16 protein-coding genes are annotated in these 13780 nt (G+C 63.3%); 9 read left to right on the forward strand and 7 right to left on the reverse strand.

Annotated elements, in window-relative coordinates; all coding sequences use genetic code 11:
• The first annotated feature begins 206 nt into the window (after positions 1 to 206).
• Both X738_RS47860 and X738_RS85885 read left to right on the forward strand, forming a co-directional pair.
• Positions 207 to 506: a DUF768 domain-containing protein gene (locus tag X738_RS47860; RefSeq protein WP_023797167.1), complete on the forward strand. Its 300-nt coding sequence runs from the start codon at positions 207 to 209 to the stop codon at positions 504 to 506.
• A gap of 72 nt (positions 507 to 578) precedes the next feature.
• A complete protein-coding gene (locus X738_RS85885) occupies positions 579 to 725 on the forward strand; it encodes a hypothetical protein (protein WP_023797168.1) in 147 nt (48 codons plus the stop codon).
• Between the two features lie 103 nt (positions 726 to 828).
• On the opposite strand, the gene X738_RS47865 is transcribed toward X738_RS85885, so the two are convergent.
• Entirely contained in the window at positions 829 to 1992 is a 1164-nt protein-coding gene (locus X738_RS47865; RefSeq protein ID WP_023797169.1) for a M20 aminoacylase family protein, read from the reverse strand.
• A gap of 311 nt (positions 1993 to 2303) precedes the next feature.
• Between X738_RS47865 and X738_RS47870 the strand changes: the two genes are divergently transcribed.
• Positions 2304 to 3488, forward strand: a complete 1185-nt coding sequence (locus X738_RS47870; protein WP_031254112.1) for a D-alanyl-D-alanine carboxypeptidase family protein — start codon at positions 2304 to 2306, stop codon at positions 3486 to 3488.
• Between the two features lie 4 nt (positions 3489 to 3492).
• Positions 3493 to 4605, forward strand: a complete 1113-nt coding sequence (locus tag X738_RS47875; protein WP_023797172.1) for a CobW family GTP-binding protein — start codon at positions 3493 to 3495, stop codon at positions 4603 to 4605.
• A gap of 163 nt (positions 4606 to 4768) precedes the next feature.
• Here the strand turns inward: X738_RS47875 and X738_RS82120 are convergent, their stop codons facing one another.
• The 5 genes from X738_RS82120 to X738_RS47895 form a co-directional block, all read right to left on the reverse strand.
• Positions 4769 to 5047, reverse strand: a complete 279-nt coding sequence (locus tag X738_RS82120; RefSeq protein WP_023797173.1) for a sulfurtransferase TusA family protein — start codon at positions 5045 to 5047, stop codon at positions 4769 to 4771.
• A 5-nt stretch (positions 5048 to 5052) separates the two neighbouring features.
• Positions 5053 to 6381: a L,D-transpeptidase family protein gene (locus tag X738_RS47880; RefSeq protein ID WP_023797174.1), complete on the reverse strand. Its 1329-nt coding sequence runs from the start codon at positions 6379 to 6381 to the stop codon at positions 5053 to 5055.
• 293 nt (positions 6382 to 6674) lie between these two features.
• Positions 6675 to 7625 (reverse strand): acetyl-CoA carboxylase carboxyltransferase subunit alpha, encoded by a 951-nt coding sequence (locus X738_RS47885; RefSeq protein ID WP_023797175.1) that lies wholly within the window; start codon positions 7623 to 7625, stop codon positions 6675 to 6677.
• 99 nt (positions 7626 to 7724) lie between these two features.
• On the reverse strand, positions 7725 to 8642 hold the full coding sequence (locus X738_RS47890) for a site-specific tyrosine recombinase XerD (RefSeq protein ID WP_023797176.1): 918 nt from the start codon (positions 8640 to 8642) through the stop codon (positions 7725 to 7727).
• On the reverse strand, positions 8639 to 8803 hold the full coding sequence (locus tag X738_RS47895) for a hypothetical protein (protein ID WP_023797177.1): 165 nt from the start codon (positions 8801 to 8803) through the stop codon (positions 8639 to 8641). Before X738_RS47895 ends, X738_RS47890 begins: the two co-directional genes overlap by 4 nt.
• A gap of 274 nt (positions 8804 to 9077) precedes the next feature.
• Here X738_RS47895 and X738_RS47900 point away from each other — a divergent pair, with 274 nt between their 5' ends.
• From X738_RS47900 to X738_RS47915, 4 genes are all read left to right on the forward strand, one after another.
• The gene (locus X738_RS47900) at positions 9078 to 9683 is read left to right on the forward strand and encodes a shikimate kinase (RefSeq protein WP_023797178.1); all 606 of its coding nucleotides are present in this window, start codon (positions 9078 to 9080) and stop codon (positions 9681 to 9683) included.
• Positions 9680 to 10864 (forward strand): 3-dehydroquinate synthase, encoded by a 1185-nt coding sequence (gene aroB / locus X738_RS47905; protein WP_023797179.1) that lies wholly within the window; start codon positions 9680 to 9682, stop codon positions 10862 to 10864. The genes X738_RS47900 and aroB overlap by 4 nt, the downstream gene beginning before the upstream one ends.
• Positions 10861 to 11754 (forward strand): HlyC/CorC family transporter, encoded by an 894-nt coding sequence (locus X738_RS47910; RefSeq protein WP_023797180.1) that lies wholly within the window; start codon positions 10861 to 10863, stop codon positions 11752 to 11754. The genes aroB and X738_RS47910 overlap by 4 nt, the downstream gene beginning before the upstream one ends.
• 85 nt (positions 11755 to 11839) lie before the next feature.
• Positions 11840 to 12643 carry an alpha/beta hydrolase gene (locus X738_RS47915; protein ID WP_023797181.1) on the forward strand — a complete coding sequence of 268 codons (804 nt, stop codon included), beginning with the start codon at positions 11840 to 11842 and terminating at the stop codon, positions 12641 to 12643.
• Between the two features lie 3 nt (positions 12644 to 12646).
• Here X738_RS47915 and X738_RS47920 read toward each other — a convergent pair whose 3' ends face one another.
• Positions 12647 to 12949 carry a BolA family protein gene (locus X738_RS47920; RefSeq protein ID WP_023797182.1) on the reverse strand — a complete coding sequence of 101 codons (303 nt, stop codon included), beginning with the start codon at positions 12947 to 12949 and terminating at the stop codon, positions 12647 to 12649.
• A 193-nt stretch (positions 12950 to 13142) separates the two neighbouring features.
• On the opposite strand from X738_RS47920, the gene X738_RS47925 reads away from it, so the two are divergent.
• Entirely contained in the window at positions 13143 to 13772 is a 630-nt protein-coding gene (locus X738_RS47925; RefSeq protein WP_036262308.1) for a J domain-containing protein, read from the forward strand.
• The last annotated feature ends 8 nt before the right edge of the window (positions 13773 to 13780 follow it).

Genomic DNA, 13780 nt, shown 5'->3' on the forward strand with positions numbered 1-13780 from the left:
GTTTCGCCAAGAGGCGCTCTGTACCCAATCAATCGGTTTCGACAATGGCCGATGAAGCATAGCCGTCGAGAGGCTTCTGCTCACAATTCGAAATTGCATCCTCGTCAGCCTACGATTGAACCACGAGTGTGGACCGCAAAGATGAGCCGGAAACAGCGGAACTTCGGACCACCGCCGCGCTTTAGTGTGCCGAAGGAGAGACCCGCATGAGTGCCACGAAAGAATTCTTCGAAACCTGGCTCCAGGAGAACGTCGGTAACCTGCCCGCGGAAAGCGAAGTGAGCGTGGCCGTCCTGGTTCAGCAATTCGAGCAGGATGCCGATGCGGCCGGCTATGGTCACGAGGTGCGCCAAGACGAGATCGGCGACATCGAAGAGGCCATTGAGAAAGCTCTGAGCAAGGCCAGGACAGGCGAACAGCCGCCGGCTGCCGATCCGGCCGAAGAGAGTGATCTGGCGCCCGTCATGGAGGCGCTGGAGGTCGACGACCCGAAGAGCGGGCCGTAGCGGTCCCAGGCAACATCGGATGGCAGCCGACCAGCGGTTGCGGCTCTCCCCTTCCACTCTACATGACCCGGCATGATAGATGCCAAACACATCACACTCGGCGTCGTGATCGGCGTGGCTATCGGCGTCGCATTGGACAATATTATTGCGGGTATCGGAATCGGTATCGCCCTGGGCATTGCCCTGGGTCTTGCGCGGAGGCGGTCCGGTCGGAAGTGACGATCGGAGCATCGCCACGTCCCAGGCCCGACCGCCTTGTAGCCATCCCAAATCACGGCGCACCCCTCGGATCAAGCCGCAGGGCGGTTTTATGGCCGACGCATCAAGCGGCCAGCGCCGTCTCCGCGAGCTTCACCCAATAGCTCATGCCGTGCGGGATGATCTCGTCGTTGAAGTCGTAGGCAGGGTTGTGGAGACCGGCGGTGTCGCCATTGCCGATGAAGATGAAGGCGCCCGGCCGCGCTTCCAGCATGTAGGAGAAATCCTCGCCGCCCATCACCGGCTGGATGGCGCGTTGCACCTGTGCCTCGCCGGCGATTTCAGCGGCGACATCGCTGGCAAAGACCGTCTCCTCCGGATGGTTGAAGGTGACGGGATAATTGGCTTTGTAATCGACCTCGATCGTTGCGCCGAAGGCCGCGCCCACGCCCTCGCAGATGGCGCGCAGGCGCTGCTCAGCCTTCCTGGCGACCTCCTTCTTCAGCGTGCGCACGGTGCCGGCGATCTCGGCGCTCTCGGGAATGACATTGTAGGCGTCGCCGGCGTGGAATTTCGTCACCGACACCACGACAGCCTCGACCGGATCGGTGCTGCGCGAGGCGATCGTCTGCAGAGCGCCGACGAGCTGGCTGGTGACGACGATCGGGTCGATTGTGCCGTGCGGCATCGCCGCATGTCCGCCCTTGCCCTTGACGGTGATGGTGAATTCGGCGGTCGCCGCCATGATCGGGCCCGGCTTGATGGCGAATTGTCCGACCGGCAGGCCCGGCATGTTGTGCATGCCGAACACCTTGGAGATGCCGAAGCGCTCCATCATGCCGTCCTTGACCATCTCGTTGCCGCCGCCGCCGCCTTCTTCGGCCGGCTGGAAGATTACTGCGACGGAGCCGGCGAAATTGCGCGTCTCGGCAAGGTATTTGGCGGCGCCGAGCAGCATCGCGGTGTGGCCGTCATGGCCGCAGGCGTGCATCCTGCCTGGAATGGTCGAGGCGTAGGGTTTCCCGGTGATCTCGTTGAGCGGCAGCGCATCCATGTCGGCGCGCAGGCCGACGCTCGTGCCTTCGCCCAGTCGACCGCGGATGATGCCGACGACACCGGTCTTGCCGAGGCCGGTCACCACGTCGTCGCAACCGAAGGCCTTCAGCTTCTCGGTGACGAAGGCGGCGGTCTCGAAGACGTCGAAATTCAGCTCTGGCGTCTGGTGCAGATGGCGGCGCCAGCCGGCGACCTCGTCTTGCATTTCGGCGGCGCGGTTCAGGATCGGCATGATGTTCCATCTCGCTGTTGGAGCAGACGGATTCAGCCTGCTGCTTTGCAATTGTGCCTGCTGTTTTAGAATTGTCATTCAGGCACTTTGCCATCTTGACGTCACATAGGCTAAATAGCACCGCAAGACAGTGATCCGGTTAGAGGGACCGGATCACCATGCTGGCGATCGCGTAACAAATCTTACGGAGCCAGAGGCGACTGCGGCAAGAGGCGATTTCGGATTCCACCATGCGGTACAGGCATTTCCTCAAACTAAAGCGCGTCGCGTTTGACCGGCCTCATGCGGCGCGCTTTAGCATTGTTGTTTTTATGCATGTCGTTATCGCAAAACCGCTGCGCACTTTTGCGCGACATGCATTGCTGGCGGGCGCCGTGGCGCTGCCGGCGCTGGCCGGTCCGGCTCTCGCCAATCCGACGATCGTGTTCGACCTGGAGAATGGCAAGATCCTCCAGCACCAGGAGGCTTTCAAGCGCTGGTATCCTGCCTCGCTGACCAAGCTGATGACCGCCTATGTGGCATTTCGTGCGATTGCCGCGGGCGAGGTCCGGCTCGATTCGCCGATCAAGGTCACCAAGCGTTCCGCCAGCGAGCCGCCGAGCAAGATGGGCTTCAAGCCGGGCTCGGTCATGCGGCTCGATAACGCGCTGAAGATGATGCTGGTCAAATCGGCCAACGACGTCGCCATGGCCGTCGGCGAGAACATCGCCGGTTCGCAGGCCGCTTTCGCCGAACGCATGAACGCCGAGGCGCGCCGGCTCGGCATGACCGGATCGCATTTCGTCAACCCGAACGGGCTGTTTTCGCCGGACCAGTATACGACTGCGCGCGATCTCGGCTTGCTGGTGATGGCGATCCGCACGGAATTTCCGCAATATGCCCCATGGTTCTCGATCGAGGGCCTGGCCGTCGGCAAGAAGCAGATCCCGAATTACAATCTTCTGATCGGCCGCTATCCCGGCGCCGACGGCATGAAGACCGGTTTCGTCTGTCCCTCGGGCTTCAACATGATCGGCTCGGCAACACGCGACGGGCGCACGCTGGTGGCGGTGGTGCTTGGCGAGAAGTCGGCCATCACCCGCGCCGAGACCGTCGCCAGGCTGCTCGACCACGGCTTTGCCACGCCGACACCGGGCTGGCTGACGGTGGCCGCGCTGCCTTCCTATGGCGACACCACATCGATCAACAACCTGAATGACGAGATTTGCAGGAAGAAGCCGGCTAAGGAGCAGTCGGAAGCTCCCCCCGTCGGCGATAAGAATGCGGCAAAATCTACCTATCGAAAAAAACTCGATCACGCGCCGACATTGGTCGCAGTCGGCCTTGGCGGCGCCACCGGGCCGATACCGAAAGCCATGCTCGATGCATCGGGCCAGGAATATGCCGACGTGCCGCTGCCGAGTTGGCGGCCCGACCTGCCGCCGCCGCCCGGCGCCGAGCCGGCAGTGATCGGTTCCGCCACTGCGGCCCAGGAGCCCGCCAAGGCCGTGAACTAGCCTGATGAGCAGCGGCTTTCCCATCGCCGTCTCGATGCTGACCGGTTTTCTCGGCGCCGGCAAGACGACGCTGCTCAACCGGCTGCTCAGGGATCCCGCGCTCGCCGACACCGCGGTCATCATCAACGAGTTCGGCGAGGTGGCTATCGACCATCTCCTGGTCGAACAGGCCTCCGACGGGATCATCCAGCTTTCCGACGGCTGTCTCTGCTGCACGGTGCGCGGCGAACTGGTCGACACGCTGGCCGATCTCGTCGACCGGCTGCAGACCGGCCGCATCGCCCGGCTTGCCCGCGTCGTCATCGAAACCACCGGCCTCGCCGATCCGGCGCCGGTGCTGCAGTCGATCATGGCCCATCCGGCGCTGGTCGAGGCCTTCCGGCTCGACGGGGTCATCACGCTAGTCGACGCGGTCAACGGCGATGCGACGCTAAACGCCCATGTCGAGGCGGTGAAGCAGGCGGCGGTCGCCGACCGCATCGTGCTGACGAAAACCGATCTGGCCACCGATCCGCGCGACGTCGAGGCCTTGCGGGCGCGGCTGCGGCAGATCAATCCGGGTGCCGAACTGCTCGATGCGGGTGACAGAAGGACCGATGTAGCGGCGCTGTTCGATTGCGGCCTCTACAACCCGGCCACCAAGTCCGCCGACGTGCGGCGCTGGCTGGGCGAGGAAGCCGCCCATGATCACCACCACCATGACGACCATGACCACGGCGACCACGACCACGATCATGACCATCGGCACGATTCCCGGGTGCGCTCCTACTCGCTCGTTCATGAGGGGCCGGTGCCGTTTTCGGCGATCGAGATGTTCCTCGACCTGTTGCGATCAGCACATGGCGAGCGCCTGTTGCGCATGAAGGGCGTCATCGAATTGCTGGAAGACCCGTCACGGCCACTGGTCGTCCACGGCGTGCAGAAGATCCTGCATCCGCCGGCGCGGCTGCCGTCCTGGCCGGACGGCCAACGCGGCACAAGGCTGGTGCTGATCACGCTCGACATGCCGGAAGATTACGTCCGCCGGCTGTTTGCCGCCTTCACCAACCGGCCGTCGATCGACACACCGGACCGCGCAGCGCTGGAAAACAACCCGCTGGCCATCGCCGGGCGGTGAAGCGGCTGATCTCCCCCCTCGAGGGGGAGATGTCGCCGAAGGCGACAGAGGGGGTCGGCGCGACCGGACGCGGCCTCCTGCGGCAGATCAAGGTTGGCGCTTCACGCGAGGCAACCCCCTCTGGCCTGCCGGCCATCTCCCCCTCGAGGGGGGAGATTAGCTCTCAGCCGCCGCGCTCGACCAGAAAGCGATGGCCGCCGGAAACCGCTGCCGTTTCGATCAATCGATGGCCGCTCTCGGCGCAGAAGGCGGGAATGTCGATGACGGCGAGGGGGTCAGTGGTTTCGAGCCATAGGCGGCTGCCCGGCCGCATTGTGGCCAACCGCTTTTTTGCCTTGAGCACGGGCAACGGGCAGTTCAGGCCTTTGAGGTCGTAGACAGGGGCGGGGGCGGGGCTGGTTGAGGGCCTGTCTTCCTGGCCCCCATCTCCGTGTTCAGGCATGAAGCTCAGCCGCCGAACATGCCGAGCAGCTTCTTCTTCAGCCTTGTCGTCCTGCTTTCACCGGCATTCGCCGCCTGCGTTGCGGCCGGGGCGGCATCGGGGGAAGACGCGATTGTCGCGGTAGCGACAGGCGCTTCGGCTGCGGCCCTGGCCTCCTCCTCTTCGGCCAGCGAATTGATCCTGGCGGTTTGCTTTTCGGCCAGAGCCTGAGCCCTGGCCGCCTCTTTCGCGGCCTTGGCCGCTTCTATAGCGGCAAGCCTTTGCTCCTCGGCCTTCTGCTTGGCGGCCTTCTCCGCGTCGAGCGCGGCCATCTTGCGGCCCGCCGGCGAATCGATGCGGCCCATGCGCGCCGTCTCGGTCACCGAGCCGTCGGCGTTGAACGACGGCGGATCGATCGGCACGCGTTCGCCACGGGCGCGTTTCTTCGACCACTCGGAAACGATGCTGGCTTCCTTGATCCCGCCGATGGTCGGCTTGGGCGCCGGCACGCTGGCCTTGACCGCGCCGCTGAAAGCCGCCTCGTAGGTGCTCTGGTAGGCATTGAAGGCGCTCTTCAGCGAATCCGGCTGCGTCGTCGCGGGGCAGGCGCCGGTCGGATCGAAGGTCTCGCCGTCAGGCGCGACCTGGTTGAAGACATAGCGCTTCTCGCAGACATCGACCTTCGGTGGCACTTTCGTGATCTCGAAATTGTCGTAGCCGACCTTCAGCATCTTCCAGAATTCGTAGTTCGGATCTTTGCGATAGCGCGCCATGTTGGCGGCGGTCATGCGGAACGGAAAGGCCTGGATCTGGAACTCGGTCTGCCCGCCCTGGAAAGCGTCGCGGCCGAAGGCGTAGATCTGCTCGATCTGCGCGTCGGTCATCGAATAACAGCCCGACGACGAGCAGGCGCCATGGACCATCAGATGGGAACCGGTGCGGCCATTGGCGCGGTCGTAGACGTTGGGATAGCCGATGTTGAAGGCAAGGTGGTAGCTCGACCGCGGATTCATCTGCGCCGGACGGACCGTATAGAAGCCCTCCGGCGCCTGGCGGTCGCCTTCGGTGTATTTGGGACCCAGCTTGCCCGACCATTTGCAGATGTCGTAGCTGGCGACCAAGTCATAGCGACCGTTGGTCTTGGCCTTCCAGATTTCGAGCTTGCCCTCTTCCTTGAAGATGCGGGCCATCACCGGCGAGGTGCGGGTCATCCCCTTGGCCTTCATGCTGGCCAGGATCTTGTCGGGCAACGGCTTGTTGGCGTGGGGGGCAAAATCCTTCATCGAAGAATCATTGCAGCCGGCGACGCCTATCGCGGCAATCACAAGTGCGGTGCGGGCAAGCTTGGCAAACATGGCTATGTCTTTTCTTTCGTACCGCAGGCATTGGCGCCGACAGCCCCAACCCTAAGCCCGTTAACCTTGAAAATTCCTTACCGCAAGCGCCGGGCCTTACGGCAATCCGATTGAAACGAGCGCAGCGGCATTTTTGTGGCGAAGGTGCTCAATCTCGCCACATTGCGGCGCCGAAACCGTCCGGCGGTCCGTTCGATTGAAATCGGCCGGCCTGAATCCTCTTGTTTGACTATGCCTTTCCGAAAACCGGTACCCACTTTTTGCTGCGCTGACCTTCGGTTCGGGATCATGGTCTAGAGGTTTCGCCCCATAGCCAGATATTTCTCGCGGCGCTGCTCACGAAAATCGGTGTTGGCGCCGGAGAATTCTTTCATCGTTTTCGCAATGAGATCGCCGGTGGCGGCAATCACCGTATCCGGGCCACGATGGGCGCCGCCGAGCGGTTCGGGAACGATGGCGTCAATGATCTTCAGCTCCAGCAGATCCTGGGCGGTGATCTTCATGTTGGTCGCCGCATCCTTCGAGCGGGTGGTGTCGCGCCACAGGATCGAGGCGGCGCCCTCCGGCGAGATCACCGAATAGATGGCGTGTTCGAGCATGTAGACGCGGTTGGCGGTGGCGATCGCGATGGCGCCGCCCGAGCCGCCTTCGCCGATGACCACCGAGATCGACGGCACCTTCAGGCGAAGACAGGCCGAGGTCGAGCGGGCGATGGCTTCGGCCTGGCCGCGCTCCTCGGCATTGACGCCGGGATAGGCGCCGGCCGTGTCGACCAGCGTCAGCAACGGGATATTGAAGCGGTCGGCGAGTTCCATCAGCCGCACCGCCTTGCGATAGCCCTCCGGCCGCACCGAGCCGAAATTATGCCTCAGCCGGCTGGCCGTGTCCGAGCCCTTTTCCTGGCCGATGATCGCCACCGGCTCGCCGCGGAAGCGGGCGAAGCCGCCGACGATCGCCTGGTCCTCGCCAAAATTGCGATCGCCGGCAAGCGGCGTGAAATCGTTGAACAGCCCCTTGATGTAGTCGACGCAATGCGGCCTGTCCGGATGGCGCGCCACCTGCACCTTCTGCCACGGGGTCAGTGCCTTGTAAGTGTCGCGCAATGCGTCGCGCACGCGTTTCTCGAGACGGCTGATCTCATCGCCGACATCGACCGCCTCGCCATTCTCGGCGAGCTTCTTCAACTCGATGATCTTGCCTTCGAGATCGGCGACCGGCTTTTCGAAATCGAGGTAATTGTACATTCTTGAGCGGACCGATAAGCCGGGAGGCAATGACTGACGGAACCTGGAAAATAGAGGCTCCGGGCGGTGGAACGTCGTCCTCACATAGCGATATGACGCCTAGTCGGCAAGCGGATGATGATCGTTGACCAGCCGCACCAGCCGCTCCTCCAGAACATGTGTGTAAATCTGCGTCGTTGAAATATCGGCATGGCCAAGCAACTGCTGCACGGCCCTGAGATCGGCGCCGTTCTGCAAGAGATGGCTGGCAAAAGCATGGCGCAGCACATGCGGCGATATTTTCGCCGAGGCGATGCCGGCCCGCGCGGCAAGGCCCTTCAGGTCGCGGGCGAAGACCTGCCTGGAGAGATAGCCGCTGTCGCTTGCCGCCGGAAACAGGAACGGGCTATCCGCTAAAGCCGGCACCGTTGTCCGGGCAGCGAGCCAGGCCCGCATGGCCACGCGCGCCTTTGCCGATAGCGGCACCATGCGTTCCTTGTCACCCTTGCCGCGCACCATGAAGAAACGATCGTCGCGCAACGCCACCGTCACCGGCAGGCCGACCAGTTCGGAAATCCGCAGGCCGGTGGCGTAGAGCACCTCGACCAGCGCATGCAGACGTAGCGCCGCCAGGCCGTCGCCATCGTTCAGCGAGGCGTCAGCTGCCTCCTGCGCCGCTCGGTCGATCAGCCGGCCGGTGTCGGCCTCGCTCATCGTCTTCGGCAGCGGCCGGCCCTTCTTCGGACTGTCCAGGGTTCCGGTCGGGTCGTCGCCGCGCAGACCCTCGGCGTAGAGGAACTTGAAGAACTGGCGCATCGCCGACAGCTTGCGTGCCTGCGAGGTGGCGGCAAAGCCGCGTGCGGCTATCTCGTCGAGATAGTTGCGAATATCGGCAGCGGCGGCACCAGCGAGCCCGCCGTCGATCTCGGCTGACGCGTCTTCGAGGTCGCGGCGATAGCTGGAAAGCGTGTTTTCGGCAGCGCCGCGCTCGGCGCTCATCATTTCCAGAAAGGCTTCGATGCGGGCCGCGCTGTTCATTGCTTCGGGTCATTTTTTTTGGGGTTCAGCTTTTCAGGAGGGATGCGCACGCTCATTTCGGCCTTTCTCGGCTCGACGAACATCGCCAGAGCGAACATCGCGCCATAGACAATGCCGGCCAGAATCGTGAGCGTCACGACAAAGCGGAACAGTGTCGGCATCAATTCTCGCCCGTCTTGTTGTTCTGCGTTTCCAAACCCAGTGCCTTATGAGACGCCAATCCGGCCAATTCAAGGGCGAAGCGCGGACGACGTGCGGCGGCGCCACGCTTGACGCAATCAGGCTTTTGATGTCGATACGCCGGCAAAGAGGGGTCTAAGCAGGCATTCACGGGCTAGCCAGAAAATGCCTGCCTGGATTCTTTGGCTTGTCGCAGGTTCTGTCGCAAAACCGTGGGACAACTTTTGCGGACCTGCTTAGAAACATCATGGTGTCATGAACGCTTTGCCCGCCAATCCTCCCGATGAGAGCCATGCCGCGCTGCTCGGCCGGCTGGGCAGCCGTTCCATCGTCTTTGTCGGTCTTATGGGCGCCGGCAAAACGGCAATCGGCCGCAAGGTGGCGGGGATGCTGGGACTGCCTTTCATGGACAGTGATCAGGAAATTGAAAGCGTGTCGCGGATGAGCGTCCCGGAACTGTTCGAACGCTATGGCGAGCCCGAGTTCCGGGCGCTGGAGCAGCGCGTCATCCTGCGCATATTGGAACACGGCCCGCAGGTGCTGTCGACGGGCGGCGGCGCCTTCATGAGCGCGCCGACGCGGGAGGCCATTGCCGGCCATGGCGTGTCGGTATGGCTGAAGGCCGAGATCGACCTGTTGATGGACCGCGTTTCCAAGAAGCAGAACCGGCCGCTCCTGAAAAGCGCCGATCCCCGTGCAGTGATCGAGCGGTTGATGGCCGAGCGTTATCCGGTCTACGCAAGCGCCGATGTTACCGTGCCGACCCGCGACGATCGCAAGGAGGTCATCGCCGCCGAGGTGGTGAACGCGCTTTGCGGGTATTTCGGCGTGGCAGCCGCGACAGGCGAGGTGGGCTCATGAGCAGCAATGCGACAGTCACCGTCGAAGTCGGGCTCGGCGATCGCGCCTATGACATATTGATCGGCTCCGGCCTGCTGTTGCGCGCCGGCACCGAGATTTCGCGCCGCCTGCCCGGCACGCGCGCCGCGGTCGTCACCGACGTCAATGTCGCCGCCGCCCACCTTGAGACGTTGAGGGCCGGCCTTGAAAAGGGCGGCATTCGGCCCGCCGTCATCACGCTGCCGGCGGGGGAAAAGACCAAGAGTTTCGCGCATCTCGAAGAGGTGGTGGACGGCGTGCTCGCCGCAAGACTGGAACGCGGCGATGTCGTCGTCGCGCTCGGTGGCGGTGTCATCGGCGATCTGGCCGGATTTGCCGCCGGCATCGTGCGCCGCGGCATGAATTTCGTGCAGATCCCGACCTCGCTGCTGGCGCAGGTCGACTCTTCCGTCGGCGGCAAGACCGGCATCAACAGTGCGCGCGGCAAGAACCTCGTCGGCGTCTTCCATCAGCCGAAACTGGTGCTGGCCGACACCGAAGTGCTCGACACGCTTCCGATCCGGGAATTCCGGGCGGGTTACGCCGAACTCGCCAAGTACGGGCTCATCGATCGCCCCGACTTCTTCGCGTGGCTGGAGGAAAACTGGGGCAAGGTGTTCGCCGGCGGCCCGCAGCGGACCGAGGCCATCGCCGAGGCCTGCCGCGCCAAGGCCGATGTCGTCGGCCGCGACGAGTTCGAGACCGGCGACCGCGCGCTGCTAAATCTCGGCCACACGTTCGGCCACGCGCTCGAGGCTGCCACCCGGTATGACAGCGCCCGTCTCGTCCACGGCGAGGGCGTCGCCATCGGCATGGCGCTGGCCTATCGCTTTTCGTCACGCCTCAACCTGGCAAGTCCCGACGATGCGGCGCGCGTCGAGGCGCATCTTCGCACCGTTGGCCTGCCCTGGCGCGTGGCCGATATTCCGGGTGAATTGCCTGACGCCGAGGCGCTGCTTGCCTTTATCGCCCAGGACAAGAAGGTGTCGCGCGGCGCGCTGACCTTCATCCTGACGCGCGGCATCGGCCAGGCCTTCATCGCCAAGGATGTGCCGGCGTCGGAAGTGCTGTCGTTTATGAGGGAGAACCATCCGGGTCAGCAGAACAGCCGCCCGGGTCGGCCGGGAGGCCGACCGGGTCAGCCGAGAGGCCGACCGGGATGAACGAGGCCGGCTGGATTGTCGCTGCTGTCCTTGCCGGGCTCGGCCTGCTTGCCTTTGCCTTTCGCGCGCGCCTGCTCGCCGCCTTCGGCTATGAATTGCAGCGCATCGAGCCGCAGCATTCGAACCATGATGAATCGCGGGGCGCCGTCGACGATTTTCGTCGCGACGGACAGGTGGTGCGCGAGGATCGCGCCCGCATCGGTCGCCTATCCGATCTCGATGAGCTCGAAGTGTCCGATGTCATGGTCCATCGCACCAACATGCGCTCGGTCAATGCCGACAATCCGCCGGAAGCGGTAGTGCGCGAGATCCTGCAGAGCCCGCATACCCGCATGCCCTTGTGGAAGGGCTCGCTCGACAACATCGTCGGCGTGCTGCACGCCAAGGACCTGCTGCGCGCGTTGAACGATGTCGGCAACGACTTTTCCAAGATCGATGTGATGAAGATCGCTTCAAAACCGTGGTTCGTGCCCGATACCACGACGCTGCAGGAACAGCTCAACGCCTTCCTGCGGCGCAAGGCGCATTTCGCTATCGTCGTCGACGAGTATGGCGAGGTCGAGGGGCTGGTGACGCTGGAGGACATCATCGAGGAGATCGTCGGCGAGATCGCCGACGAGCACGATATCGACATGCAGGGCGTCAAGCAGGAAGCCGACGGCTCCGTCGTCGTCGACGGCACTGTGTCGATCCGCGACCTGAACCGCGCGCTCGACTGGGACCTGCCGGACGAAGAAGCCACCACCATTGCCGGTCTCGTCATCCACGAGACGCAATTGATCCCGGACGAGAAGCAGGCTTTCACCTTTCACGGCAAGCGCTTCGTCGTCATGAAGCGCGACAAGAACCGGATTGCAAGGCTGAGGATCAGGCCGGCCGGCGAGATTTAGTTCTGATAGGTTCTTTCGCGGCTAATCAATCCTGGACGTTCGCCGCGCCGGCGTGCACTTTCGACCGGGCTGTCTGGAGGTGACGGTGATCGATCGGCGAACCCTGCTTTTGACGTCGATGGCTTTGTTGACGGCCAGGGCTTCGGCGGCGTCGCGCCGGCTTTCGCCATCTCCGCAAACTATCGACTACGGTCCGGCCAGGCTCGACATCTACGCGCGCGCCGGCGCAAGCTCCCTGCCTGTGATCGTTTTCATCCATGGCGGTGCCTGGCGAGCCGGCAATCGCACCAACGTCGACGTCAAGCCGGACTTCCTGCTTGACAATGGCTTCTGCTTCGTCTCGATCGACTACCGGATGCTGCCTGAGGCTGATGTCGCCACCCAGGCCAACGATGTCGAGCAGGCCTATCGCTACGTGCACGCCAACATTGCCAGATACGGCGGCGATCCGAACCGGATTGCGGTGATGGGCCATTCGGCCGGCAGCCATCTCGCCGCACTGACCGGGCTGCGCGGCGGTCTGCCCGGCGTCGCGGCGCTGGTTCTGAACGATACCAGGGCTTATGACCTGGAGGCGCTTGCGAGGAGCGGCGGCATGACACGGGCCTATGCAAAGGCCTTTCCCGACCCGGCGCAGTGGCGAACGCTGTCGCCGGCCACCCATGTCGGGAGCCGCAAACATCCGGCGACCTTCATCGCCTATTCGCGCGCAGCGGGTCGTGCGGCAGCCTCACGGGCCTTCGCCGGTCGCCTGCAGGCGACCGGAACGGAGGTGACACTGTTCGACGGCAGCGCCTATTCGCACATGTCGATCAATCGCGATTTCGGCGACGAAGGCGACGCGTTGACCGGTGCGGTGATGATTTTCCTGAAGGCAGCGCTCGTCTGAGGTCTACCACCTGGTCTTTTCGTCCGGCGCGGCCGGCTCGATCGCCAGCGCATGGACACCAGCCTTCAATTCGTCGGCCAGCAATGCGTTGACCGCGCGGTGGCGCTCGATGCGACTCATGCCGGCAAAGGCTGAGGAGACGATGCGGACGCGGAAATGCGTCTCACCGGTGCCGTCATAGATTCCGTGATGGTCGGAGTCCTGATGGTGATGGCCGGCATGCAGATGGCTTTCGTTTATGATGACCAGTCGCTCCGGCAAAAACGCCTTCTTCAACTTGCCTTCCATCGTCGACTGTATGGACATTCGTACTTCCCTTCACCACATATGGCTGGCGCATGACCCCCGAAAATCGGTGCCGTTTGCGCGTCCGGAAGGACGCGCGGCGCCGCCGTCGCGACAAAATTCGCCGATCGCCCGCTTTATGCCGCGATTCAGCGGTTAGGGCGATCATCGCGAAAATGTCAATTCTTGTTTCGCACCGGCGAACAGCCCATAAATGGGTGAGATGAAACCGTACCCCAAATATTTCGAGAAAATTCGCATCCGCCCGGAGAAGGATGCGGAGCTGAAGTCTCGTTCGCCGATCTGCCAGTGGGACGGTTGCAAGGAGGCCGGCACCCATCGGGCGCCGGTCGGGCGCATGAAGGAGGGCGAGTATTTTCAGTTCTGCTTCGATCATGTGCGTGAGTACAACAAGGGCTTCAATTATTTCTCCGGTGTCCCCGACACCGAGATCGCCCGCTTCCAGAAGGAAGCGATGACCGGCCACCGGCCGACATGGAAGATGGGCGTCAACGGCGCCTCGACGCGCTCCTCGCCCGATTTCGCGCAGCAGCGTTCCGGCCGCGCCGGCTACTACAACCGCATGCGCGATCCGTTCGACTTGTTCAAAGGCCCAAAAGATCCGCGCGAGGCGCGTGAGCGCAAGGCCAAGCCGCTTGAGGCCAAGGCGCTGGAAACGCTTGGCCTTGATACAAAGGCGACTGGCAAGGATATCAAGGCGCGGTATAAGGAACTGGTGAAACGCCACCATCCGGATGCGAATGGCGGCGACAGAGGTTCGGAAGACCGGTTCCGCGATGTGCTCCAGGCCTATCGCGTGCTCAAGCAGGCAGGATTGTGCTGAGCGACCTT

The organism is Mesorhizobium sp. L48C026A00 (assembly GCF_000502375.1).
Taxonomy (GTDB): domain Bacteria; phylum Pseudomonadota; class Alphaproteobacteria; order Rhizobiales; family Rhizobiaceae; genus Mesorhizobium; species Mesorhizobium muleiense.